This is a genomic window from Ferdinandcohnia salidurans (assembly GCF_042680725.1).
Taxonomy (GTDB): Bacteria; Bacillota; Bacilli; order Bacillales; family Bacillaceae_L; genus Ferdinandcohnia; species Ferdinandcohnia salidurans.
The window spans coordinates 45,111-71,291 of sequence record NZ_JBHUEK010000009.1 but is presented as its reverse complement, the minus strand read 5'-3'; the positions used below and the strand labels follow the sequence as shown (position 1 = coordinate 71,291).

Below are 26,181 nucleotides of genomic sequence, written 5' to 3'. Positions count from 1 at the left end.
TTTAAGAACTTATCTAATAAAATGAATAAAGACGAAAATTTAGGTTTGTGACTGCTTTTTGAAAATTTTAAGATCAATTTACTTATAAGGCTCAACATATTGTGTTTCTAAAGTAGATATACGTTCGGCAAAACGTTTCGCCACACTCTCTCCGTCAACATCCATTAGGATCGAGGTATTGTGTTCTGAATGACCCCACTGTCCCGTAAACTCAACAACAGTCTGACCAGCTGTACGTTCCCCCGCTGTCTCAATCGAAACAAAAGCCGACTGTACTTCGAAGAGTTCAGGCCAAAGCGCATAGGCAACTGCTGGTACGTCATTAAAATAAACACCTGTCTCCGTTTCTGAAGATTGTTTGGCGGCAATGTATGCCTTACGTCGGAATTCAGCCGCCTCTAGGAGGAAAGCTCCTGGACGAGTATTCGTAACTCTAATGCGATCAAGATTTTCTTGTGAAATTCGCACCTTTGTACATACATCAAGACCTACCTGAACGATTGGCGCACCGGATTCATACATTACTCTTGCAGCCTCAGGATCACTTGCTAGGTTAAAGGACGCTACAGGGGAATAGTTTCCGGCAACACGGACTGCACCACCCATAACAATGATTCTTTTCACCTTCTCTGCAAGACTAGGGTCTATTGACAGAGCAAGAGCAACATTAGTTACTGGCCCCAACGCTAAAATTGTAATTTCATTTGGTGCTTCATTACAGCGCCTTACAATCTCCATTGCTGCAAACTCACTCGCCTCGGAAACAGTAGGGCTCGGGGCCTCTACGCCACCAAATCCATTGTTGCCGTGAATGTGCTTGGCGAAGTATGGTTGACGTATGAGAGGTTTGCTAGCTCCGCGGTAAACGGGAATATCAGTTCTTCCGGCTAATTCAAGTAATGAAAGTGCATTATGCGTTGCGGTTCCCACCTCAATATTTCCATACACTGTTGTCAAAGCTTCAACACGTAGCTCCGGAGACGCGAGCGCAAGATAGATTGCGGCAAGGTCGTCAACACCCGGATCAGTGTCGATAATTACTCGTTCCACCATAATTTTTAATCCTCCTTCTCTATTTTTTATAGAAGAATACCGAGAGGACACACATTAGCACTAATCCACCATTGGAAAGAGGTTTTGGTGTGTATCAGGGGCCTAATCGGCCCCGAACCTTCGATACTCTGTTTCTATTAAAATTGCGTACTACTAAACCAATTGAGCGTTTCTTTCTCTGTCTACACCTTCGCAAAAGCGACGTGTTTTGTCCTCATCTACTGGGTTCGTCATGATATCATCAATTTTTGCCCCATATCCAAAGACTGCCCCATCCGCATATTTTAGTAAGTGAGCAGTTTCAACTTTCATTCCACTGCCGATAATGATTGGAACATCAGGGACTGCATTCCTTACTGCCTCTAAATTCTCAATTGAAGGAGGTTGAGCTGATTCCTCTCCGGCAAGAATGATAGCGTCTGCCATCCCACGATAAGCCGTATCACGAGCCAAAACATCTATAGGCCGAGCCGCTAATGGAGCCGCATGTTTTGTTTGAATGTCAGCGAAAATCTTGACTTTATTCTCTAAACCAAGAAATTTTCGATATCTCGCTACTAAGTGCGCCGTACCATTGATTAGACCTTGGTCGGTCACGTAAGCATCTGTTAGGACATTAAGTCTAATAAAATCAGCCCCAACTGTTCCTGCCACTGCTAACGCAGATTTCCAAGAATTTCTTAAAATATTAATACCCATTGGTAGCTTTACTTCGCGGCGAATTTCGTGTGCAATCATTGTCATCGCTGCCACTGTTTCAGGTTCCTCTGTTTCAGGGTAAAATGGGTAGTCATTAAAGTTTTCTACCATAACAGAGCTTGCTCCGCCCTTTTCCAAACTTTTCGCATCACGAATTGCAGCTTCTAATACTTCATCGATATTCCCTTTATATAGGGGTGATCCAGGCAGTGGTCCTAAATGAACCATACCCAATACTGGTTTTTCTACTCCGAAAATATTTGTAAATGACGATTTCATAACAAATTCCTCCTCATTATTTTTAATTTTTTATTCTAAACCGAAGCAATAGACACTTTGTTAATTTCGAACAATTTCTTACTATTTAACTAATAGAGATGTCCTTTCTCTTTCTACACCTTCGCAGAATCGACGTGTTTTGTCCTCGTCAACTGGATTCGTCATGATATCGTCAATTTTTGCCCCATATCCAAAGACAGCTCCATCCGCATATTTGAGTAAATGAGCAGTTTCAACTTTCATTCCACTGCCGATAATGATTGGAACATCAGGAACTGCAGCCCTAACTGCCTCTAAATTCTCAATTGAAGGAGGTTGAGCTGATTCCTCACCTGCAAGAATGATAGCGTCCGCCATTCCACGATAGGCCGTATCACGAGCCAAGACATCTATAGGTCGAGCCGCTAATGGAGCCGCATGTTTTGTTTGAATGTCAGCAAATATCTTGACCTTGTTCTCTAAACCAAGAAACTTTCGGTATCTCGCTACTAAGTGCGCCGTACCATTGATTAGACCTTGGTCGGTCACGTAAGCATCTGTTAGGACATTAAGTCTTATAAAATCAGCCCCAACTGTTCCCGCAACTGCTAACGCAGATTTCCAAGAGTTTCTTAGAATATTAATTCCCATTGGTAGCTTTACTTCACGGCGAATTTCGTGAGCAATCAATGTCATCGCTGCCACTGTTTCAGGTTCCTCTGTTTCAGGGTAAAATGGGTAGTCATTAAAGTTTTCTACCATAACAGAACTTGCTCCGCCCTTTTCCAAACTTTTTGCATCACGGATTGCAGCTTCTAATACTCGCTCGATATTTCCATCGTATAGGGGTGAACCAGGTAGTGGTCCTAAATGAACCATACCCAATACTGGTTTTTCTACTCCGAAAATATTTGTAAATGACGTTTTCATAATAATTCCTCCTCATTTTTTTCTTATATTTATCATGAATTTAACATGGTTGACTTCTGGTCATATTCATTGAAATCCATTTATTTGTTTATTTCTATGAATCTTCTAGTAGTTAAAGTTGAATGTCGTACGGGGATACATTTATTCTTTGACCCCTGTTGAAGCAATTCCTAATTCGATTTCGTCGATAGAGAGTGCGACATCGGCATCCATACTTGGCGCTCGAAGTTGAGATGTAAGTCCACCATCAATGGCTAAGACATGGCCTGTAATGTAAGAAGCCTCAGGTGATGCCAAGAAACGAACTCCTTGACCTACGTCATGAGGCATTCCGAGCCTACCAAGTGGAATGAGAAGGTCAGGAGAGGACTCTTCCCCAACTGCCGTGCGGTTTTCAACCCAAATGGCACCTGGCATCACTGCATTCACTCGGATTTTCCATGGAGCTAGGTCAAGAGCCATTGCTCGTGTAGCCGCCTCTATTGCACCTTTTGTTGCGTCGTATGCGACACGATTTCGATGTGCGCGTGTAGCTCCCCCTGAACTCATATTGATTATGACCCCGCCCTCACCTTGGTGAACCATGGCTTTTGCCGCCATTTGGCTACAGTGGTAAAGACCATTAACGTGGATATTCATTAGGTTCTCCCACATAGCGTAGTCAGTTTTTAGAAAGTGTCTTTCTGAGAGTGGCCCGTGACCAATACCTGCATTGTTAACGAGCACATCTATACCGCCATGGAATTGGTGGGCTTCCTCAAAGAGTCTCTTTACATCGTCACTTGACGCTACATCCGTATATACGAATAGACCTTCGCCTCCTGATTCGATGATTTCCTGCACACAGCGCTCACCTGCGTCTGCGTCAATATCAGCAATGACTACCGACGCACCAATCTCAGCGAAAGCTAGGGCTATTCCTCGGCCGAGACCCTTAGAGCCACCGGTCACTATAACACGTTGCTTTTTTCTATCACTCAATTGTTTTCACACCCCATCTAATTTCAGTTATTAATTACGTTTGGGTAAAATTCTGAAGATAAACGACATACTTGATACACGATCATCTTTATTTCTACAGAATTTAAATAAAACGCTAAACTGCTAATTTACAGGCCACCAATATGTAAACCTTTTCATTTTATTTACTTAATCACCCCCTTAAATTTTTAGAAGTTAGGGTAATCTTATTTTGTATGATTAGCTAACATTGTTTCCTCAGCCAATTCTATAGTAGTATAATCCTCTAATGTATCGGAAACCCAGTATTGTAAATCTGCTTCCCTTTTATGGAGATAATTAGGGTCCCCATTAACTAGTTTCATAGGTATATCGTGTCCAGGTACTAAAATGCTGTTCTTCTTTTCTTTCCACATACTCCATAAATAATCAATTGAATTTTGGCTATCAGAGAGATTTAGTGTCATATCTACATTCCTTGATAAAAGCTCAGCCCTATTTTTAGCGGCATCTCCACTAAATATCAAATCATAATCACCATTGTTTACGCTGTATGCCAAATGACCTGGTGAATGTCCTTTAGTTTGATGCGCAACAATTCCAGGAACAATTTCTTCAAGATGGTCGACTAACCTTATTTGTGTCGAAGAATTTAATTCCTTAACATACAATTCAGGTACATGCCATCCTCCAGGTGGTTCATTTAATGCCCAATTCATATCCACTCGCCCCACTACAATGGTTGCGTTAGGAAACAATGTCCAATTTACACAATGATCCCAATGCGTATGGGTCAATAAAACCATAGAAATATCACTCGGAGACAAACCTTTGTCTCGTAACTTATCTAAGATTAGTGGCCTGACTCCGAAACTGCCGACATCAATAATAATATTTTGGTCATTATGGGATAACAAGGTAACTGTACTCCATCCAAGCCCCCCATGGGTTGAGGACTTTCCGGGAAATCCTTGAATAAATATGTTGTAGTCGAACATTACGATCCCCTTTCTTCTTAGTAATAAGTTTTATACCTTGAAAAACTAGCAAGAGATTGAAACAAAAAATGTTAATTGAAAAATAAATGTTATCTTTTAATGAAGATTAATACTAAAATTTCTGGATTGAACTATGTAAGTAAATGAACAAGTAAATAGTCCTAAAGGACTATTTCTGGAAACGTTTCCAGAAAAACCCACCTCCAACCAATTCATTATTGAAACTTACGATTTGCATAATTGAGGAGAAATGAAATACTGTTTGTTATAGATTCATGAAGGTGTCTATACATGTGAGGTTTCTTCTGCAGTTGGTTAATTGCACATATTCATTGATTGTTTATTTGTGTAAATATTGCAAATTTTTTCTCAGTAACAAAAAAAATGATTTAAATAGGTGGAAACGTTTCCACTTATTTAAATCAAATTATACATACTTGATAGAATACTTTCAAGACTTTTTTGAAAATTTATAAAATTATATTAATATAAAAATTAATTTCGAATCTATCAATATTATTCTGAATCATCTTTGTTCTGTTTTTTCACTCGATCACTCACTTTACCTCTATTTTCGTAGTTGATTCCCTTACAATAAGAGTTGGATAAAAAAGAATCGTTTCTTTATTTATTTGCTTTTCCTTAATTGTTTTAACAATGATTTCTATTGCCCTTTGACCCATTTCTCTAATAGGTGTACGAATGGTTGTCAGCATAGGAGACAAAATTTCTGCATATTGGGAATCGTCAAAACCAACAACAGATAATTGTTCGGGAATATTAATATTAAGTTTCCTTGCAGCTTTATAGATCCCTACAGCAATACTGTCGCTTCCCGCAAATATTGCTGTAGGTCTATTATTTTTTTGTAATAATTTCAACGCATTATTGTACCCGCTTTCAATATAAAATTTGTCAAAAATAACAAATTCATCATTTATAGGAACTCCACTTTCATTCAATGCTAATTTGTACCCTTGGTGTCTTTCAATTGACGCATAAGATTCAAAATCCCCACCAATAAATGCAATATCCTTATGTCCTAATTCTAGAAGATGTCTCATCGCTTTAAGTGCTCCATCGACATTATCAACTACTATTTCATTAAGAATTAAGTTCGGAAATTTGCCTCCTAATATAACAATAGGAAGTTCAGGATACCTTTGCTTCAATTCTTTAATATTTTCATCATCTACTTCTGGGGATGAAAAAATAATCCCATCGACTCCCTTAGCAATCAATAGGTGTATATACTCTGCTTCTTTTTGTAAATTGTTATCAGTATTACATAAAAAAATGTTAAACCCATGACTATTTGCTCGATCTTCTATTGCTCTAGTCAAATCTGAATAAAAAATATTTTTTATGTCAGGTATGATTAAACCAAGAGTTAATGTTTGTTTCTTAATCATTGCAGCAGCTACCAGACTCCCTTGATAATTAAGTTTCTTAACTGCATTAAGAACCTTTTCTCTCGTTTTTTCACTTGTATACCCACTCTTATTAAGTACTCTCGATACAGTAGAAATTGATACTCTAGCTTCTTTAGCGACATCCTTTATTGTTACCATCACAACACATCCTCATGGAAACGTTTCCTCATATTTTTCATACCTATTATTATATATAATTCTACAAAGTTTGTCGTTTTCCTTTTATTGCAAAAAGAACCATTGTAAATAAATAATGGTTTTTCTTAAGGATTTAATTTATTTCAAGACGAATTACATCCCCTGCAACTCATTAACCGTCACAAACCTATAACCCTCATCCTTAAGTGATTGGATGATTCCCTCAATTTCTGCTAAAACTTTATCGCTATCTTCATACATAGGGTGCATCAAGATGATGGAACCCGGAATTATTTGTTCTTTGACGAACTGGATCCGATCATCCGTTTCGGTGTAGAAGGTATCCGGTTCAATATTCATGGTGATTGTGTCTTTCTTTTGCTTGTAGAGATAGTAAGGTAATCCTACGAGCTTTTTACTGTTTGGTGGGCGGAAGTCAATTTCCCCTTCATACCCTGCTGTACGGATAAGTTCATCTGTTTTTTCAATTTCCTCTTTGATAAAGGATGGGGATTTGAAAATCATGCGGTTATGGGAATACGTATGATTCCCAAGCTGATGCCCAACTTCAGCGATTTTCTTTGCTTCCTCTTGATGGTTCTCGATATCTTGTCCAATTAAAAAGAATGTTGCCTTCACATCATATTTGTCCAAAAGCGGTAGGATTTCGTTCACATTTTCAGTCGGACCATCGTCAAATGTCAATGCAACCACTTTTTGATCCGTCTCAACTTGCTGCGTAAGACCGCCGAATAATTGGAATGACCTTGAGTTCATTAACTTGTAGCTGCCGAATAAAGCAAGAAAAATAATGATAATAACGAATCCACTTATTGCTAATTTTCTTTTCATCGTTAACTTCCTTTTCATTTTATTAAACTTCTATTATAGTAAAATTAACAGGATAATAGAAACCAGAATTTGGAATAGGAGATCTTCTATGTTTAAAAAGTTTGTTAAATCCTTTTTTGAAAAAGGCAATGAGATTCGAATCGAATTAGATGAATGGTATAAATGGTACGAAGAACCAAAGAAGTTCCATGATGCAGTTGTTGATTATTTAACTCATCAAGGTAGAAACGTAGAGACTTTATCCATTGTTAATTATGTAACGAGTACGAAAATTGCGGAGCTTATGGTTGATGGGGTAAGGTACGAGCTTACTATTTTAGCACCAAACCGAATGGCGCCTGCGCAAACTGTGGTTTTAAAGAAAATCGATTAAGCAAGGAGTCTGTAAGCGCGGACCGCGGGGACGGTTCTCTTGGTTCTCAATTATTTAGGGACCAAAAGAACCGTCCCCGTGGTTCTCTGGAACATAAAAAAGGGATATACCGAAATCGGTATATCCCTTATCTTTTTAAACGCAAGTATTAAGCTTTACGAACGTTAGATGCTTGTGGACCACGTTGTCCTTGTTCAACATCAAATGTTACACTTTGACCTTCGTCTAAAGATTTGAAACCTTCGCCTTGGATTGCTGAGAAATGTACGAATACGTCTTCTCCGCCTTCACGCTCGATGAATCCAAAACCTTTTTCTGAATTAAACCATTTAACTTTACCTTGTTCCATGTAAATTGCCTCCTAGTGTGATTGCCACACATTTGTTACTATCCTTGTTCGAATACCTTAGACGAAAAACAAAATGAATCTTTAATCTGAATATGAACAAAAATAATTCTTCCTTAGAATAACAGATATAAAAGAAAATAGCAAATGTTATTATGAAATGTTTTTTTTACAGGTCTTTATAATCGATTATTATCAACCAAAAATTAGGTACTTCCTGAACAAGAAGTACCCAATTTAGTCCAAATACTTTCAGCCCTAATTATAAGACAGTGCACTTATATCCCCTGTAACATCAATTTCAAATCCTAGGTCTTCTAACATTTTATGATCAGCTGAGCCTTCTTGGCCAACAGTTGTGAGATAATCTCCAACAAAGATTGAGTTGGCTGCATAGAGGCCAAGCGGTTGAAGGCTTCGCAGATTTACTTCCCTTCCTCCTGAGATGCGTATTTCTTTCGTTGGATTGATAAAGCGCATGAGGCAAAGTACCTTCAGGCAATAACGTGGGTTCAGCTCGTTTGTCCCCTCCAGAGGTGTTCCTTCAATCGCATGCAAGAAATTGACCGGTATGGAATCAGCATCTAGGACACGTAAGCTTTTTGCCATATCGACAACATCTTGCTTAGATTCTTTCATCCCCACGATGACTCCAGAACAAGGTGAGATTCCCTGCTCTTTAATCGTTTCCACGGTATCAACCCGATCTTGATAGGTATGTGAGGTTGTAATACATTCATGGTGATTTTCAGATGTATTAATGTTGTGATTATACCGATCAACACCCGCGTCTTTTAGTTTTTTTGCTTGATCCGATTTTAAGATACCTAGACAAGCACAAATTTTCAAATCATATTTTTCTTTGATTTCCTTTACGGCAGATACAACGTGATCCACTTCCTTGTTACTTGGTCCGCGTCCACTTGCTACGATACAATAGGTACCAACTTGCATTTGATGAGCTTTTTCAGCCCCTTTCAAAATTTCTTCCTTATCCATCATTCGATATTTCTCAATCGGCGCAGTTGAAATACTAGATTGTGAGCAGTACCCGCAATTTTCCGGACAAAGCCCAGACTTTGTATTAATAATCATATTTAACTTCACCTTATTGCCATAGTAATGATGACGAATCATGTAAGCACCATGAAGCAACTCTAATATTTCTTCATCTGGAGAATTTAAGATATCTAACGCCTCATCATTCCTCAATTCATAGCCATCAATCACCTTTAACGCTAATTGCTTCCATTTACTCATCTATTTTCTCCTCCATTTTTCTAATTAACCGATTTCTTCAAATTTGCAAAATAGCCCCGACTAACAAGTGTCCGTTCAAAGCGATGTGCAAATAACGCTGCACCAATCGCGAGGACGATATCTTTTGGTAACGGGACAATCATCCACAACCATGCCATAGAATATGTAAATCCTTCTGGGGCAGCCGCCCATAATTGATAGGAAAAATACATCCAGTTCGTTCCGAAAAGATAATTAATGGACATCCCAATGAGTGATGCAATGATGTATGTATGTAGCGCCTTATTTTTTTCGATGATTATTCCTGTGATATATGCCGTTAAAATAAATGAAACAATAAAACCAAAAGTCGGACTCAATAAATGAGTAAATCCTCCGCTAAACTTAGCAAATACAGGAACCCCTACTAAGCCTACAAATGCATACACACACATGCTAATCGCACCAAGACGACTACCTAAAATCGCACCAGCCAAGATGGCGAAAAAGGTTTGCAATGTGATCGGTACACCGCCAACAACCATAAATGGCGCAATCGACGTAACATTGGCACCGATTGCCATTAACGCTACAAACATTCCTACTAAACTAATATCAATCGTTGATAATTTCCTTTTCAATTCCTTAGCCTCCTTCTTTTATCTATATAATTAAAATAATGAGAAAACGGTTTATTTGTCAACCTATTTTTATTTTTAGTTAACATATAAATAATAAAAATAGGAGTCTCTAATGATGAGACTCCTTAAACATAGACTAGCTAAGGCAATTAATTAGTAAACTCTAAACGTTGTAGAGCCAGTACTGCTTGAATATCCACTCTTTGAAGCAGTGGCGTCAAGTCGATATGTTCCAGTTGCTGTGTAATAGTTTGTGCCAATTGACCAGGTTGCTACACCCGATGAATTTGTTGTTGCAGTTGATGTTACCGTTGTTCCATTTGGTCGTGTGATTTTAAAATTCACGGAGGCATTTGCAAGCGGAGCTCCATTTGAATCTTTGACTGTACTTGTAACATAGACGGTTTCGCCACGATAATAATAGCTATAGTTAGTAGATACCGTTGTAACTGTATCAGTTGAAGATGGTGGTGGAGGTGTAGTTCCGCCGCCCCCAGAAGCCGCTACAACTGCTGCATGTGCATCAACAATTCCATATCCGTATTGCGTGGAGCTACCAGCCTCTTGTGCTGTATCTCGTAAGATTTGTCTTGCTTGTGAGACTGAAATATTCGGATTCGCCGCTCTAATTAATCCCGCTACCCCAGCCACATGTGGAGTCGCCATTGATGTACCTGATAATGTAGTATAGCGACTATTTGGATAGGTGCTATAAATATTCGATCCTGGTGCCATAAGCTCTAAGCCAGATCCGTAGTTTGAAAAGCTTGAGCGTGTTCTGTTCGATGTTACCGATCCTACCGCGATTACACTACTATAAGCCGCTGGATACGAAATACTCGATGCCCCGTCATTACCAGAAGCTGCTACAACAATCGTTCCTTGCGAAGTTGCGGTTTGTACCGCCTCATCCATACTTTGATTATAGCCTCCGCCGCCAAGAGACATATTGATAACGTCTGCATCAATATTCGCCGCATATAAAATTCCCTGTGTAATTCCATATAAAGAACCTGACCCATCATCACCGAGTACCTTCACTGGGATTAAGGTTGCATTTTGCATAACACCAGAAACAGATCCATAGCTTGCAATCGTTCCTGCAACGTGAGTTCCATGACCTTGAACATCCATCGTTGTTCCACCGACAAAGGTTCTTCCTAAGCTCGTGTTCACAAAATTTGCTAGACTAGGGTGGTTATGGTCGATTCCAGTATCCAACACCGCAATTTTTACAGCACTTGAACCATTCGTAACTGACCATGCTTGCGGAGCCTTAATCATGTCGTAATGCCATTTTTGATTTTGATGAACAGCTTGAATTGTCGCTGTCCCTTCAATGGCCATCATCTTATAGTTTTCGGAAATATATCTAACTTTGAACCCGAGATTCATTAGCTCTTTACGTAATTCTTTTATGGCCATATTACTAGATTTGAACTGATCCGGAGAGTATTTGACTAAGTAGACTAAGCCCATTTTCTCGACTACTTTTTTGTTAAAATTATTATTTAGGAGTGGTTTGACTGAAGTATCTTCTACATGGAGAGTGTCTATGATTGAGAATCCTTTTGCTTTCAACGCATCATCCTGGCCTGTTAGACTATCTGCGCTCTGGATTGTGGAGTCTGAATTGCCCTTTTGTTTCGGTTCCACTGAAACGATTAGTTCGCCTTCAACAAAGTCTTGGTTCCCTTTTCCCGCATTGTCGGGCTGTTCGGCAAAAGTTACACCTACAAACATCGTTAAAACGAGTAAAAGCACAATCGCAAAACTGACTAATTTCTTCATTTACATACCTCCGCTTTTAGTTTTGAAAAACAACTCGTATGATATAAGTCAGTGGCACGCTCCCTTCTATGTATCGTGTATATACAGAAAAAAAGTAAATAAAGTCGACTTGTTGACCTTATTACCTTTGACTGTCAAGCTTATGTATTTCCAAGAATCGTTGATAAGGAATTGTTGAGAAAATGTAAATTGCGTTTGACGTTTGTAAAAATTGAAATGTCCTCTGCCTCCATTACACTACAATCTTCCAGTTGTGACCGTCAATATCTTTTGCAATATTCAGTTATTTACTACCACAAAATAATTTTCACACCAAACATGTACAAGCCAAAATATCTAATTTAACTAGTATTTTAGTCTTTCACATAGAATCACCGCTTTGGTGCGGTAATAGAAAAAATCAGGTAACCTCCCGAAGGAAGCACCTGATTCTTTTGGGGAACCATGGGGACGGTTCTCATGGTTCTCAACTTTTCAGGACCACAGGAACCGTCCCTGTGGTCCACCTAGTCTTTCACATAGAATCACCGCTTTGGTGCGGTAATAGAAAAAATCAGGTACCCCCCCAAGGGAAGCACCTGATTCTTTTAATAACCTGAATCCTCTGATGTTAAGTTATCAAGCATTGTGTAATCGTATTGCTGTAATGGCTTTTCTGCCGGCCCTTCTAAAACTTCACCCGTATAAGAGAAACGCGACCCATGACAAGGGCAGTCCCACGATTTTTCACTATTATTCCAATGACATTCACAGCCAACATGGGTACAGGTTGTATCAACAATGTATAGTTTCCCACTTTCGTCTTTGTAAGCCCCTTTTCGCTGACCATTCATGGAGATTACGGCACCTTCCCCATTCTGAATGTCATTCACATTTTTCTGAGGGATTTCCATTTTTCCTTGTACTAAATGCTTCACCACTTTCGCATTGTTCACAAAGAAATTTTTCAGAGAAGGATGTGCATAGAATCGAGCTGGTGAGTAAAGGTCACGATATGGATTATCTCGTTTTATAATAATATCTCTAAATAGTAAGGCAGCTACTGCACTGTTTGTCATTCCCCACTTACGGAAACCAGTTGCGACCAGAATGTTTGGTTCACTGGTTGTTAACTCCCCGATATATGGGATTTTGTCCAGTGTCTCAAGATCTTGTGCTGACCAGTGGTATTGAATATCCTCTAATTCAAAAACCTGTTCACTAAAAATACGTAAGGAATTGTAATCTTCCTTTGTGTCCGTTCTTTCACCCGTTTGATGACCTCCGCCTCCAAGGATAATGTACTCTTCTCCATTCGTTGAAACAGATCGAATCGAACGGCTTGGCTTATCGACACTTAAATACATGCCACCCGGGTAACTCTCCTGTGCTTTAACAGCAACTGCGTATGAACGCGATGCTTTCATTCTTGCCGAATAAAGCCCTGTCCCTTCGTAAAATGGAAAATGAGAACACGCAAGGACAAAATCACCGCCTACTCGTTTATTATTTCGAGTAAGTACGGTCGTTTTTTGCCCTGTTTCAACATCGACCGCAACCGTATGTTCAAAAATGAGTCCACCTTGTTCTTTAATGATTTTGACAAGTTGAGCTAAATATTTGACTGGATGGAATTGTGCCTGATTTTTCATCACAATTGCGTTTTTTATCTCAATGTCAAAAGGAATACTGTCTACGAGACCACCATCAATTCCAATTTTTTCATAGGCTTGGGCTTCGTTCTCAATTTTTTGTGCATACTCATCCGTAGTGGAGTAAAGGTAGGCATCCTGTTCTTTAAAATCGCATTCAATTTGGTGCTCTTCTACTGTTTTTTTGACAAAATTTAATGCATCCGTGTTTGCTTCATAATAAAGCCTCGCTGTGCTTTTTCCGAAATTTGCAATGAACTCATCATAGATGAGGTCATGCTGTGCTGTAACTTTTGCAGTCGTGTGTCCGGAAGTACCATTGAGTAATTGATCCGCCTCTAATAAGGCAACTTTCAACCCCTCGTTTACTAAGACATACGCGGAGGTTATACCTGCAATCCCCCCACCTACAATCACAACATCTACCTCAAGATTCTCCTCGAGTGGAGGAAACTCCGGAATGTCAACATCGGCTCTCCATAAAGGCTCAGGTGCTTCGGGAAGCTTTTTCTCATTTGCCACAATAAACCCTCATTTCCTAAATAAGTAAGTTTGGGTTTAGGTTTTCCAGTAATTTGGGTATCATGCATGGGGCGTCATGAAATTACGGGGGTTTTAGCAAAATTGGGATAGTCCTGAAATCGTTTTGTTGCTGATGAAGGGGTTTCGCGGGGTTTTTCTGCGAAGTTTTCCTCTTCATATCGCTTAAGAAGAGGATCCGTCGATCTTTTCCGCGAGGTTTTCCTCTTCATTACGCTTATGAAGAGGACTCGTCGAGCTTTTCCGCGAGGTTTTCCTCTTTATAGCGATTATGAAGAGGATTCAGCGAGCTTTTCCGCGGGGTTTTCCTCTTCATACTGTTTATGAAGTGGATTCGGCCAGCTTTTCTTCAGGATTTTCCTCTTCATACCACTTATGAAGGACTCAACTGACCGATCTCCACTTCGTTCGGGACTTCATCCACACTATGAAGGACTCTACAAACTTAACTCCGCTGCCTTCGGGACCTCATCCACACTATGAAGGACTTTACAAACTTAACACCACTTCATTCGGGACTTCATCCACACTATGAAGGAGTCAAATGACCGATCTCCGCTTCCTTCGGGACCTCATCCAACATCCCAAAATAAATTGGGAAAATCACACCTCATCACATCCATATTGAGCCGGGGCTTCACCTCCCCAATCAACTATACATGACTTAGCATTATGTTTTCCTTCTTCGATTTTCAGTACATCTATATAAAATTCCCATTCATCGCCAAAATCAAATAGATAAAGAAATTTTTTTCCTTTGCGAAGTTCGAGTTCTACCAATTTCACCTCATTAGCATAGGGCCCCTCAAAATCCACTGGTGAGTTATAAAAGTTTTTCCTACTAAATTTTTTCCCATCCATAAAAAAGGCGTAAAGATGATCATCTTCAAATTCGAATGCTTCTTGGATTAAATGATGTACATCCAATAAAGTATGTGAATCTGAAAATTGTAACGTCCGCCAGCATGACTGGTTTATAGACACTTTAAATAAATAGGATACCGAACTATTCTTTATTTCATTCTCAAGGAAGTTCTTAGTGACCTCACCTTCTACAAATAATGGCTGTAATAAGGGAAATAGAGATTCTTGTAGAATCCTTTCTGGTCCTTCACTACTAAGCTCTTGATAATAGGAATTAAGACCCAACATATCAATAAATGACCGAGAACCAATCTCATCATTTGACTGAGAATCCCAAGTATCTAGTAATGATTCTTGTACACGTTTAAACAATGGAGTTAACATTATCGATTTTGCTGCACGATAAGTCGGACTGACCTTTTTTGTTTCTTCCTCATCAAACACAACTTCCCAGAGCCCAAAATAATGAAAATAATATAGAAAGTTCTCAAAATCGAATAGTAGTCGCCTTAATATGTCATGCGTATTTATGTTAATGATTTTATTAACAGGATACTCATCAAGTCTCTCAAACAATATATCGATTTTACGAGGTTCTGTTTGAAAATAACCGCCTGATAAATAATCCCATTCAACCTTCATCCAAAATGCTTCTAACAATGCAATATATTGCTCAGAAGTTGTTAGTTTCAAAAATTCTTCATATCTTTTTGATTGTAATGTAACTGTCTTTTGTGAATGCAAAGGCTCTTTTCGAAGTAGATCTAACTCTATGCTCGCAAGAAAAAATAAATGCAAAAGTGGATATCCTGGTTGATTGTTTTTTAATGGAACATCAAATTTCGGCTCAGACATTAAGTCGTAAATTGCAATTAAATCCTTTCGAGGGAGATACTCATTTGCTTTTGTTAACTTTATTTTGTTGTTGGCTATGTAGTCTAAGAATTGAATAAAATCCCTAATAATTGGAGTAGGATATTCGTCTGTAATCCGTATTCTCGCTTCCTTTTTACTCATATAAAATTCTCCTTATTTCTTAGAGAACTGTTTTAATTACCCAAGTTTATCGCTTATTCCTCTAAGATTAATTAGGTTATAGCTTTAATCTTTTAAAATTGAAACATTGCTTTTACATTCTCTTCATAATTTCTAATACTTCTTCTACAGGTATTTTTGTTATCTTTGAAATAACAGATGCTTCGAAGCCTTCCGACATCATACTTTTTAAGATTTCATGTCGCTCTAATTCCCTGCCTTCTTCTCTAGCTCCCTTTAGTCTACTTAATTGGTCCCGCAGTTCCTTTAAACGCCATTCATACTCCGCTCGATTTTCTTTGTTAATGCTTAATTTTTCCCACTCTTTAAGGGCTGTTTTTACCTCTTCGTAATTCATCGCCCATTCCTCCAACTCATTAAGAATTTCAGAATCAACTGTGTCTTTTTGATTGTCTGCCGCTGTTAACAATAATAGCCAAGGAACAGCTTTCGTATCCGTCTTCCAATCCCTGCGATATTTCTTCCATTGTATCATGAATTGCTTCAAATCTATTGTATGAAATTCCAGTCTATCGCTAAAAGGAAAATAGTTGGATGTTTCAAGCACTTGGAATTTTGAATGGAATATATCGGTTTCATGTTTGAAGAGAGAGAAATTTAAAATGGAGATTACTATAGTTACAGGAAGTTCTTCATAAGATTCTCTTTCTTGGAGAGAGGCGGTGTACATTTTCCACCAGTAAAACAACATGCGTTGTGGCATATTATTTGGATTTGCAAGTTGAATCTCTACATTAATTTTTTCACCTGTTGAGGTTGATACAAGGAGATCAAGTCTAGAGGATTTTCCTTCAGAAGTATCCTTTATTAAATCTGTATTTTCAAAGGATATATCATTAATGCGGTCAATTTCCGGTCTACCTAATAAGTCATTTAGAAAAGCAATTGTAATTTGTTTTCGACTTGGTTGTCCAAATAATTGTTTGAACATATAGTCTACTTTCAGATCAAGAAGTTTAATTTCGTTCATTAATACTGTCCTTTCTTTATTGGATATACAAATCAGGGGAATAAGCGATGACAACACTATACTTCGACATAACTTGATAAATTCCTCTTCATAAAAAAATCACCCGCCCACTGGACAGGTGAAATAACCTAAGAAGTAACTTCCTTATTTTTCACAACGCGTGATGTTAAAATTGGAATCACAACGAAAACCCCAATCATTACAACAAGCGCAACAATTGAATAAAGGACAGGGAATCCAAACAGATTGATTGTATTAAAATCATCAAAAAATGGCTCAACGTTCAAGTAATATATAAACGAAAATTGGAAGATATCCTCCACCCAATTAGGGAGTTGAAGTGTTTCTACTAAAAAGTATGGTATCGCAAAGATTGCACCATTGATGATAAGAGAAACCAAAGCATTTTTACATAGTGACGAGATCAGCACAATCATAATGGCAAAACTACATGCCCCGAGCAAATGGAACCCTAATTGCAGTAAATGGTACTCTAGCAATGAAAAACTATAGGGAGAAAAATAGTATTTAAAGGTATATTGGATGGACGTATCCCAGCCACTATTCCCATATTGAATCAGGTTCCACCCAATGTTAAAAATCTCCCACCCTACCACAACAATAGCGGTATATATTAAGGCTGCTCCAATTTTAGCACCTAGTAATGATCCTCTACCCTTTTTTGAACTCAGAATATAGTTGTCCACCCCAGAGCTATATTCCTGGGTGTACATACTAGAAAGCCCCACCAAAAGCATGGCTCCAGTGATGAATACCGAAAAAACACTTGCATAATCGATGATTTCTGACGGTCCTTTGTTATAAGCGAAATAAGAGGTATCAATCTCCTTTAACATGGATGCTTTAAGTTCAGTATTATATTTATTTTCCCCAGCAAGCTCTTTGATTTTTTCCTGAGCATTCAATTCCACTTGATGTCCGTAGGCGATATTTTCGTAAACTCCCATCAATGTCCATTCATCTTCAGACAACCACTGATCGGTTTCTATCATTTCGTCTTGCTTTTTCATTAACTCTTCATTGCCCTTGACAACAACTTCAAGTTTTTCCTCGGTAACTTTCCCTTCCCAATCCTTATAGATTGCTCTTTCTTGATCAGCACCAGGATAATACGTAAATCCCGTCGAAAAAACAATCAACAAAAGGAACGCAACGTACACCATTCTTTGCTTGAAAATTTTATATAACTCAAATTTCAATAGCTCCATTTATGCGACCTCCTCATCGAAATAGTAGAGATATAAATCCTCTAGATTCGGATGTTCATTTACAGCATTTAGATGAGGTTTAATATCACTTAAAATCCGTAACTCGAATTTATCCCCAACACGAGCAATGTTGCCTACCTTATATATAGATTGAAACTTTGTAATTTCAGATTCAGTATCAACTGTGACAGACCACACCTTTTCTTCGATTCCTTTTAATAACGATTGAGGTGGCTGCTTTTGAATCAGTTTTCCTGACTTTAAAATCAAAACTTCCTTCGCAATGAATTCGATATCTGACACAATATGTGTGGATAACAATACAATTCGGTTTGTTGAGATTTTCGATAATAAATTTCGGAACCGGATTCTCTCTTTTGGATCAAGGCCTGCAGTTGGTTCGTCTACGATTAGAATTTTCGGGTCATTTAACAGAGCTTGCGCAATTCCGACACGTCGCTTCATTCCGCCTGAAAACTTCCCTACTTTTTTCTTCGAATGCTCAACTAATCCTACTAATTCCAATGTCTCCGCGACCTTTGCTTTTGCATCTTCCTTTGAAAGACCTTTTAATGTTGCAATATAAAGCAAAAACTTTTCAGCTGTAAAATTTTTGTACAGCCCCACATGCTGAGGCAAATACCCGATGACATCTCGATACCGATAATCCAAAACCGAAATATCTTGACCATCTAACAAAACTCTCCCGGAGCTAGGCTTCATGACACTAGCAAGAATGCGCATCAATGTCGTCTTCCCTGACCCGTTTGCTCCTAAGATCCCGTACACCCCTGTTGTGAATTCTAAATTTATGGAGTCCAAAGCCTCTCGATCGTCAAAGACTTTGGACACATTTTCAATGGTTAAATTCATATGAAATACCCCTTTTGTAAATTCTACTCATTTTAATCAAGATAAAAATCGTTGCAACTACAGTTACCAAAATATATACCACCGCTGAAACCGTTTCGATTCTTTCCATTACATCTTGTTGTGCAAGAAAAACAGCAACTACGGTCCAAACGACTAGTCCACCTGTTAACGTGTATACTCCACGAGATTTTGAAGCTACCACTAACATGATCGCTGCAATGATGGTAAATGGTGTTGCCCAATAAAGAATTAATTTTCCAATCATCACCTCTGGGATAAGGACTGCAAAACTAATCGTTAACAGGATATTAAGGGTAATATTAAAGGCCCCGACGACAACCATTCTCGATAAAATAATTTCTTGGAGGCTAAATTTAAATGTCATCTCTAGTTCAGCCATCTCGGTATTTCCACTCTTAAACACCTCGATTAATCCAATGAATGTTGGGAGTGGAGCCACATACAGCATAATGAGATATGGGTCTACCTCGTAAAAAAGAGTTGAAGTTACTCCGATTAGTAAAAACAATAGATTTAAACCCCAAAACAATGGTGAAAAATAAAAGACTTCCCTCGTTGAATGTCTCAGAACGGTTGATACATTGGCAACAAGTGTTTCCCATTTATTTTCTTTTTTAGGAACGTGAGGACGAAGTGCATCAACTGTCATCATGATTTCAGATTCACTTGGAAATTCGACATCAAACTCGTCCAAAGACATTCCTAATTCCTGTTCCAATTCTAAAATCTCAACATCGATCTCAAATTTATTGTTTTGTCTGTCGTTTTTGCCCATTTCCCTCACCTCTCTCTAATGCTGTTGCAAGTTTCCCAAGGCCTTGCTTCAATCTTGATTTAACGGTCGACACATTCGCTTTCGTGATGTCGGCTATCTCCTGAATTTTCATGCCATGATAGTATTTCAGAATCACGGCTTCTCGTTGAATATCTGGTAGACTATTAATGGCAACCTTTACTTGCTCCCTTGTTTCCTTCCGTTCAAATATGTAGGGGACATTACTGTTTTCACTTTTGATTGTTTCCTGAAGCTCCGTTTGCGTAGATGTCTGCTTATAGTCAGCACTTCTCCAATAATCGCGGCAATGATTGACGGCAATTGTGTAGAGCCAGCTTTTAAAACTACCTTTATTTGAATAAGATTTGATCCGCTGCATCATTTTTATGAAAATTTCCTGTGTTAAATCGTACGCCATTTCCTTGTTTCCTACTTTTCGATAGACAAAAGCGTAAATCGGTTTATAATACTTCCTTGTCAAAACCTCCATCGCCGCTTTGCTACCCCGCAAGATTTCTTCAATTAGCTCTTGATCCTCAGGCATTTTAATCACCTCAATTATGTAAGACGAAAAGATTTGAAAAAAGATTTATTCCGTCAAAAAAAAGTTTCTGCTTTGATTATCTATTTAGAATGAGATGTCTGCAACGGGAAATGATCATTACGTAAAAAAGCACCTATCCAAAAAATGGATAGATGCTTAGTAAATTTTGTTCTACATAAAATAATTCAGTACAAAAAAAACAATCAAGCAAAGGATAGATCCTGTTAAAAATGGACTAATTCGGAGTCGTACTTTTTCATGCTTTCCTCTGTAGCTACCGAGAAATGTATTAAAAACGGCCATTTCTGAGTTTTTTGTAAAAATATCGCCTGAGGAGCCCATTATGAATGCGACTATAATAAAGAAACAAGAGCCAATAAACAAGGTAGTTAACGTATTTGCATCTAAATAGAGGGAAACTCCAAAGAGGATTGCTACCTCTACAGCAGTAACAAGGAGTGCAAATGTCATGTATCGTACCATTGTTCATCCCTCCTTCCTCAAACTGCTGATACCGTTTATTACGAATGAGCACGAGAAAAGTTTCGGAATACTTAGTATATCCTATTCAGCTATTTCATTATTTAGTCCGGACAACCCATAGCCTGGACTTTATCAATTAATAGATTATTTAAATTGTAAGCGGTTTTAGTTGGTAAGTAAAAAATACATGTTATAATGAGGTGGATGACAGTTGCAAACTAGTAGCAAAGCGAATTTACTACTACTAGAATGTATATGTAAAAGGGAGAGGACATCATGAGCCAAGTTCGAATAGAAAAGGATTTTCTTGGAGAAAAAGAGGTTCCAGTTGATGCCTATTATGGCGTCCAAACGATACGTGCAGTTGAAAATTTTCCGATAACTGGCTACCGTATCCATGAAGAATTAATTATCGGATTAGCAATGGTTAAAAAAGCCGCAGCCTTAGCAAACATGGATGTGAAGCATCTATATGAAGGTATTGGCAAGCCAATTGTACAAGCGGCCGATGAAATCATAAATGGAAAAATGCATGACCAATTTATTGTAGACCCTATCCAAGGTGGAGCAGGTACATCTATTAATATGAATGCCAACGAAGTCATTGCTAATCGTGCACTAGAGATCCTTGGTCATGAAAAAGGAAAATATAATGAAGTAAGTCCAAACAGCCATGTGAATATGTCTCAATCTACAAATGATGCATTTCCAACGGCACTTCATATTGCAACACTAAACTTAATAGAGAAATTATTAAAAACAATGGAATACATGAAAGAGGTTTTTCAACAAAAAGCGCAAGAATTTGACCATATCATAAAAATGGGAAGAACTCACCTTCAGGATGCAGTACCGATTCGACTTGGACAAGAGTTTGCTGCATATGCCCGCGTGTTAGAACGCGATATAAAGCGTATACAGCAATCCCGTCAGCATTTGTATGAGGTCAATATGGGAGCGACTGCTGTAGGAACCGGGCTTAATGCTGAACCACGTTATATCGAAAATGTTGTTAAATATTTAGCGGAAATTAGTGGGCTTCCTTTAGTAGGCGCTGAACATCTAGTCGATGCTACTCAAAATATCGATGCCTATGCCGAAGTTTCAGCTGCATTAAAAATAAATATGATGAGTATGTCAAAAATCGCAAATGATTTACGGTTAATGGCATCAGGTCCGCGTGCTGGACTCGGCGAAATCAGCTTACCAGCAAGACAACCAGGTTCATCCATTATGCCAGGTAAAGTAAACCCTGTTATGCCTGAAATGATAAACCAAGTTGCTTTCCAAGTATTAGGGAATGATCATACAATCTCCTTAGCTACGGAAGCTGGCCAACTTGAGTTGAATGTAATGGAACCGGTTTTAGCATTTAACTTATTGCAATCACTTAGCATTATGAATAACGCATTCAGAGCATTTACGGATTACTGTCTATCAGGAATCAAAGCAAATGAAGAGCGTTTGAAGGATTATGTAGAAAGAAGCGTCGGACTGATTACGGCCGTTAATCCACATATCGGATATGAAGTCGCCTCTCGAATTGCAAGAGAAGCTATCTTAAATGGTAAACAGGTACGTGAACTTTGCTTGCTATATGATGTGTTAACCGAGGAGGAATTGGATCTTATTTTGAACCCATACGAAATGACAGAACCAGGGATTTCCGGTTCATCATTGTTACAACGAGCATAAACAAAGAGGACTGGCGACAGTCCTCTTTTTCATGTTAAATCGCCTTCACCATTCCACCGTCAACCAAGTAGGCTTGCCCGGTCATATAGGAGTTAGCATCCGACACTAAGAACGTAACAAAATTGGCGAATTCTTCAGGTGCGCCATAGCGTTTTAAAGGAATGGTTTCTTTGTACATTTGTTCAATTTCTTCAATCGGCTTTCCTAGTTTTTCGGCATTGATTTGGTCCAAGTGTGCCACTCGGTCTGTTGCAATGCGTCCGGGTGCGACCGTATTGATGAGGATATTATATGGCGCTAATTCGTCAGCTAATGTTTTGGATAATCCGACAATTCCTAGTCGAAAAGTATTAGAAAGAATTAGACCAGGAATAGGCACTTTGATAGACGAAGATGCAATATTGATGATTTTTCCACCATTTTCTTTCAAGTATGGTAGTGCGCCACGAATCATGCGAACATAACTTAATAGATTTAATTCAAATGCCCCCTGCCAAGCTTCATCATCTAATTGTTCAAATGTTCCTGCTGGTGGCCCTCCCGCATTATTCACGAGAATATCAATTGTGCCAAACGTATCAACTGTATGTTTTATGAGTGCTTCGATGTCTTCTTTAATGGTAATATCCGTTTGATAATAAGAAACTTTCCCCTTGTTGAACGCTGAAAGTTCGGCTTGTACTGCTTTTAGTTTGTCCTGACTTCGACTTGCCAGCACTACATTGGCTCCTTCTTTTACGAGCTGGGTTGCAATTGCTTTTCCGAGCCCCTGGCTAGATGCTGCAACGATAGCTGTTTTTCCGATTAAATTTAGATCCATTTGTCGTTCCCTCCTTAAACTTCTGGTTATTCTTCTATTCTAGCTCAACTTTATTCATTTTTCGTGATTCTTCCGAAAATTTTCCCCTAATATGTATTCAGTGCAATCCCCGCTAGTGATTCTTTTAAGTTTTCGTCTACTCCTCCTTTTAATTTCTAGTGTTGCTACAATCCCTAATTAAGGTAATTAAATTATTCTATTAAATTAGCCCGATGATAAACGATACTTTTTTGGTATAAGTAAATGTGTGTTCACATCCTATCAAAATGTGTGAATAACTAATATTAATCCAATTCCTTTTTATTCTATTTTCCATATAATGATATTACATTCGTTCTCGTCCAAATAATTTATTACGCTTTTTAAAGATAATCCTTATTTTTTGGAACGAAAAAAAAAATAGTTTGAAAGAGGTGGTGAATTTATGTCTTGTTCAGATTTCTGTTGTAGTGGATTCCACTCTAAAAGTCATCAAAAACATGATGATAAGGGGAAAACTTCAAGTGTAGGAAACATTGTTAATATAAACGTAAAATGTGATGATTGTAGAAAGAAAGAGGAAGAAATTCAATCTGCATTTAGAGCAAATAAAATTGATGTGCAACCAATTAATGCGAATACCCCCTTATTAGTCACTTTCACAGATGAAGACTTCGATTTAGGCAATGAATATAATGGGATTTCAACTTTTATTCCTAGACAAGATGGTGTTTATCAAATTAATGCCAGTGTTCTTTTTCTGCCTTTTGATTTTGTAACACCTTATAGACTTGAAATGTATTTACAGGTTGATGATGGAATCAAAAATGAAACAATTGCTGCAGATGCATTAGGAGGTACGTTTCGAACTATAGTATCTGTGTCTAGTATATATAGATTAAGGGCTGGAAATCGCGTGACTGTTGTAGTCTTCACTAATATTAATGGCCAATTAATATCCTTTGCTAATACAATAACCTCGCATTTTGATGCCGCAAGATTTCCTTTTAAGACTTCGTTTCCTCCTAATTTTAGCCAATTCTCCCAAACTTCAAGAACTGACAATGAAAACAATCCAGCTTCTTTACAATACAATTTCAATAATCTAATAGACAGTAATTAAATAGTGAAAAATGTAGACAAGGGACATTCGTGTCCCTTCTATATACCTTCTACCTTTGGTGTTACTACTCAACTATTTATGCAAGTAGTAACGATACATTATTTCCAATCATTAATTCTTATAGTTCCTTGTCTATTCTATTTCGGCTTCCATTAATCTCTTAATTTTACATAAAAAAGGGCCAGCTCCCACAAAAAGAGCTGACCATCCTATCTATTTCGACACCGAAACCTCAACCTGCTTATCGATCCTAGGTTTCCGTTCGAAAATACCAGTTCCTAATAACACGCCACACACGATTAAAACGAAGCCAACTAACTGAATCAATTTGAATACTTCATTTAAAAACAACACCGATCCGATCAGTGAAAAGAATGGTGCAAGGTTTAAGAAAATGGCCGTTTCGCCTGGTCCAATTTTGGAGATCGCGAAATTATAACACAGGTTTCCGATACCCGTTGAAATAATCGCAGATGCAGCAAATACGACCCACACATAGGCTGGAACGGCTCCAGTTGTAGTGATAGACTGCCCTTCCAACGCGAAGCTTAACATGATTAAGAAGCCCGCCCCCATTAATAAAGCGTAACAGGTAATCGTTTTTGCATTTAATGTATAAGAGGCTTTTCGAATAAAAATAAAACTTACCGCCTGCGCAATGACGGATAAAAACACATAAAAATCCCCGAGGGCAAGCTTCGTAAATGACCCTCCACCCAGGATTAAGATAAAGTAAATACCGGTGATTCCTAAAAACACACCACTGATTTTTAAAATTGTCATTTTTGCTTTTAGAAAAAGGACCGCCAAAATATTGGTTACGAGCGGTATTAAGGCTAGAATGGATGCACCATTTGTGGCACTCGTGCCCGTTAAGCCGACAGAAAGTAATGCTTGGTGGCCAAGAATTCCAGTCAAAGCACTAAGTGAAACATACCCAAACTCGTGGAGATTCATTTTTTGGAGATCTTTTTTCACATATAAAAAGACAAAAATCACAAGGCCAGCTGCCAAGATTCGTAGACCGGTAATGGATACAGGTGGAAAATTATCAACCAGTATTTTGATTGCTACAATATTTAGCCCCCACGCAACCATGACAAATAACAGAATGCCGTATAAATAAAGTTTTCGCACAATCACCCATCCATTCTGATGTGAACCATCTGTTCATTCATGCACTCTATTATACTCCATATCTGCTAAAAAATGGCTCGAAAAATAAAAGCCCGGTGAGAAAACACAAATCGTATCTTCTACCGGACAAGTCCTTTTTTCAAAAGGTTCATTTCGATTGTAAAGCTTCTTAATGCGGATTCTGATGATAAATCATAGGCAAAGGCATGGATTAAATTGCGCAGCATCACAGATGTAATGATTTGCATCGCATGAAACAATTCCTCATCATTCGAAACATTCAATTTACTTTTATTAATTCGAGAACTTAGCTTCATAAAGTTTTCGTTCATTTCGACCTCGCCCGTTATTCTGTCAAACGTACGCTCAATCTTATGGGTCATGTTAAGCAATGCATTTTTTAAAAAGGTGAATTCTTCTTCATCTTCCTCTAAGAACAATTCGAAAAAGTCAACCATCGTTTGAAACAAATCACCATCATGCTTTTCTAACATGGATAGAAACGCAACTTTCTTTTCTTTCGCGTATTCACTTAATAAAAAGAAAAAGACATCTTCTTTATCCTCAAAATATTGATAAAAACTACCGCGTGGAATTCCAGCGGATTTTATAATATTGGAGATTGAAGCGTCGAATAACGGAACACTTGAAAATTCCTGCTTTGCCGCTTCGAGCAGTGTCCGTTTTTTGTCGTCGGGTAAATTAAAGAAAGTAATCTTGGGCATTTTCA

General features: G+C 38.2%; 25 protein-coding genes. 3 read left to right on the top strand and 22 right to left on the bottom strand.

Going from position 1 to position 26,181, the window contains the following annotated elements:
- Positions 1–78: 78 nt before the first annotated feature.
- The 7 genes from ACFSFW_RS07045 to ACFSFW_RS07015 all read right to left on the bottom strand — a co-directional run bounded on the left by ACFSFW_RS07045 (position 79) and on the right by ACFSFW_RS07015 (position 7,321).
- The gene (locus ACFSFW_RS07045) at positions 79–1,053 is read right to left on the bottom strand and encodes a nucleoside hydrolase (protein WP_388036554.1); all 975 of its coding nucleotides are present in this window, start codon (positions 1,051–1,053) and stop codon (positions 79–81) included.
- A 153-nt stretch (positions 1,054–1,206) separates the two neighbouring features.
- On the bottom strand, positions 1,207–2,031 hold the full coding sequence (locus ACFSFW_RS07040) for a BtpA/SgcQ family protein (RefSeq protein WP_388036551.1): 825 nt from the start codon (positions 2,029–2,031) through the stop codon (positions 1,207–1,209).
- Positions 2,032–2,112: 81 nt separating this feature from the next.
- Positions 2,113–2,940, bottom strand: coding sequence for a BtpA/SgcQ family protein (locus ACFSFW_RS07035; protein ID WP_388036548.1), 828 nt, complete (start codon positions 2,938–2,940; stop codon positions 2,113–2,115).
- Between the two features lie 141 nt (positions 2,941–3,081).
- Positions 3,082–3,921, bottom strand: coding sequence for an SDR family NAD(P)-dependent oxidoreductase (locus ACFSFW_RS07030; RefSeq protein WP_388036545.1), 840 nt, complete (start codon positions 3,919–3,921; stop codon positions 3,082–3,084).
- Positions 3,922–4,127: 206 nt separating this feature from the next.
- On the bottom strand, positions 4,128–4,898 hold the full coding sequence (locus ACFSFW_RS07025; protein WP_388036542.1) for an MBL fold metallo-hydrolase: 771 nt from the start codon (positions 4,896–4,898) through the stop codon (positions 4,128–4,130).
- A 557-nt stretch (positions 4,899–5,455) separates the two neighbouring features.
- Positions 5,456–6,469, bottom strand: coding sequence for a LacI family DNA-binding transcriptional regulator (locus tag ACFSFW_RS07020; RefSeq protein WP_388036539.1), 1,014 nt, complete (start codon positions 6,467–6,469; stop codon positions 5,456–5,458).
- Between the two features lie 153 nt (positions 6,470–6,622).
- Entirely contained in the window at positions 6,623–7,321 is a 699-nt protein-coding gene (locus ACFSFW_RS07015) for a polysaccharide deacetylase family protein (protein WP_388036536.1), read from the bottom strand.
- 88 nt (positions 7,322–7,409) lie between these two features.
- Here ACFSFW_RS07015 and ACFSFW_RS07010 point away from each other — a divergent pair, with 88 nt between their 5' ends.
- The gene (locus ACFSFW_RS07010; protein ID WP_388036534.1) at positions 7,410–7,694 is read left to right on the top strand and encodes a hypothetical protein; all 285 of its coding nucleotides are present in this window, start codon (positions 7,410–7,412) and stop codon (positions 7,692–7,694) included.
- A 148-nt stretch (positions 7,695–7,842) separates the two neighbouring features.
- Here ACFSFW_RS07010 and ACFSFW_RS07005 read toward each other — a convergent pair whose 3' ends face one another.
- From ACFSFW_RS07005 to ACFSFW_RS06950, 12 genes are all read right to left on the bottom strand, one after another.
- Complete coding sequence (locus ACFSFW_RS07005) at positions 7,843–8,043, bottom strand: cold-shock protein (protein WP_099353760.1); 201 nt, start codon at positions 8,041–8,043, stop codon at positions 7,843–7,845.
- Positions 8,044–8,298: 255 nt separating this feature from the next.
- The gene (gene bioB / locus ACFSFW_RS07000; RefSeq protein WP_388036532.1) at positions 8,299–9,300 is read right to left on the bottom strand and encodes a biotin synthase BioB; all 1,002 of its coding nucleotides are present in this window, start codon (positions 9,298–9,300) and stop codon (positions 8,299–8,301) included.
- 20 nt (positions 9,301–9,320) lie between these two features.
- Positions 9,321–9,920 (bottom strand): biotin transporter BioY, encoded by a 600-nt coding sequence (locus tag ACFSFW_RS06995; protein ID WP_388036530.1) that lies wholly within the window; start codon positions 9,918–9,920, stop codon positions 9,321–9,323.
- A 153-nt stretch (positions 9,921–10,073) separates the two neighbouring features.
- Positions 10,074–11,711, bottom strand: a complete 1,638-nt coding sequence (locus ACFSFW_RS06990; protein ID WP_388036527.1) for a S8 family peptidase — start codon at positions 11,709–11,711, stop codon at positions 10,074–10,076.
- A gap of 587 nt (positions 11,712–12,298) precedes the next feature.
- Positions 12,299–13,864 (bottom strand): FAD-dependent oxidoreductase, encoded by a 1,566-nt coding sequence (locus ACFSFW_RS06985; protein ID WP_388036525.1) that lies wholly within the window; start codon positions 13,862–13,864, stop codon positions 12,299–12,301.
- A 621-nt stretch (positions 13,865–14,485) separates the two neighbouring features.
- Complete coding sequence (locus ACFSFW_RS06980; RefSeq protein WP_388036523.1) at positions 14,486–15,763, bottom strand: plasmid pRiA4b ORF-3 family protein; 1,278 nt, start codon at positions 15,761–15,763, stop codon at positions 14,486–14,488.
- 112 nt (positions 15,764–15,875) lie between these two features.
- Positions 15,876–16,772: an Rpn family recombination-promoting nuclease/putative transposase gene (locus ACFSFW_RS06975; RefSeq protein WP_388036520.1), complete on the bottom strand. Its 897-nt coding sequence runs from the start codon at positions 16,770–16,772 to the stop codon at positions 15,876–15,878.
- A gap of 128 nt (positions 16,773–16,900) precedes the next feature.
- On the bottom strand, positions 16,901–18,001 hold the full coding sequence (locus tag ACFSFW_RS06970; protein WP_388036517.1) for an ABC transporter permease: 1,101 nt from the start codon (positions 17,999–18,001) through the stop codon (positions 16,901–16,903).
- Positions 18,002–18,874, bottom strand: a complete 873-nt coding sequence (locus tag ACFSFW_RS06965) for an ABC transporter ATP-binding protein (RefSeq protein ID WP_388036515.1) — start codon at positions 18,872–18,874, stop codon at positions 18,002–18,004.
- A complete protein-coding gene (locus ACFSFW_RS06960) occupies positions 18,858–19,670 on the bottom strand; it encodes a hypothetical protein (protein ID WP_388036512.1) in 813 nt (270 codons plus the stop codon). Before ACFSFW_RS06960 ends, ACFSFW_RS06965 begins: the two co-directional genes overlap by 17 nt.
- A complete protein-coding gene (locus ACFSFW_RS06955) occupies positions 19,642–20,214 on the bottom strand; it encodes an RNA polymerase sigma factor (RefSeq protein ID WP_388036509.1) in 573 nt (190 codons plus the stop codon). The genes ACFSFW_RS06960 and ACFSFW_RS06955 overlap by 29 nt, the downstream gene beginning before the upstream one ends.
- Positions 20,215–20,385: 171 nt before the next feature.
- Positions 20,386–20,697: a hypothetical protein gene (locus ACFSFW_RS06950; RefSeq protein WP_388036506.1), complete on the bottom strand. Its 312-nt coding sequence runs from the start codon at positions 20,695–20,697 to the stop codon at positions 20,386–20,388.
- A 276-nt stretch (positions 20,698–20,973) separates the two neighbouring features.
- On the opposite strand from ACFSFW_RS06950, the gene aspA reads away from it, so the two are divergent.
- Positions 20,974–22,392: an aspartate ammonia-lyase gene (aspA, locus tag ACFSFW_RS06945; protein ID WP_388036503.1), complete on the top strand. Its 1,419-nt coding sequence runs from the start codon at positions 20,974–20,976 to the stop codon at positions 22,390–22,392.
- Positions 22,393–22,426: 34 nt separating this feature from the next.
- Here aspA and ACFSFW_RS06940 read toward each other — a convergent pair whose 3' ends face one another.
- Positions 22,427–23,212, bottom strand: coding sequence for an SDR family oxidoreductase (locus tag ACFSFW_RS06940; RefSeq protein ID WP_388036500.1), 786 nt, complete (start codon positions 23,210–23,212; stop codon positions 22,427–22,429).
- Between the two features lie 424 nt (positions 23,213–23,636).
- Between ACFSFW_RS06940 and ACFSFW_RS06935 the strand changes: the two genes are divergently transcribed.
- A complete protein-coding gene (locus ACFSFW_RS06935; protein WP_388036497.1) occupies positions 23,637–24,314 on the top strand; it encodes a hypothetical protein in 678 nt (225 codons plus the stop codon).
- 213 nt (positions 24,315–24,527) lie between these two features.
- Here the strand turns inward: ACFSFW_RS06935 and ACFSFW_RS06930 are convergent, their stop codons facing one another.
- Together ACFSFW_RS06930 and ACFSFW_RS06925 are read right to left on the bottom strand one after the other, a co-directional pair.
- Positions 24,528–25,451: a DMT family transporter gene (locus ACFSFW_RS06930; protein ID WP_388036494.1), complete on the bottom strand. Its 924-nt coding sequence runs from the start codon at positions 25,449–25,451 to the stop codon at positions 24,528–24,530.
- Positions 25,452–25,570: 119 nt separating this feature from the next.
- Positions 25,571–26,176, bottom strand: coding sequence for a TetR/AcrR family transcriptional regulator (locus ACFSFW_RS06925; protein WP_304212520.1), 606 nt, complete (start codon positions 26,174–26,176; stop codon positions 25,571–25,573).
- Between the last annotated feature and the right edge of the window lie 5 nt (positions 26,177–26,181).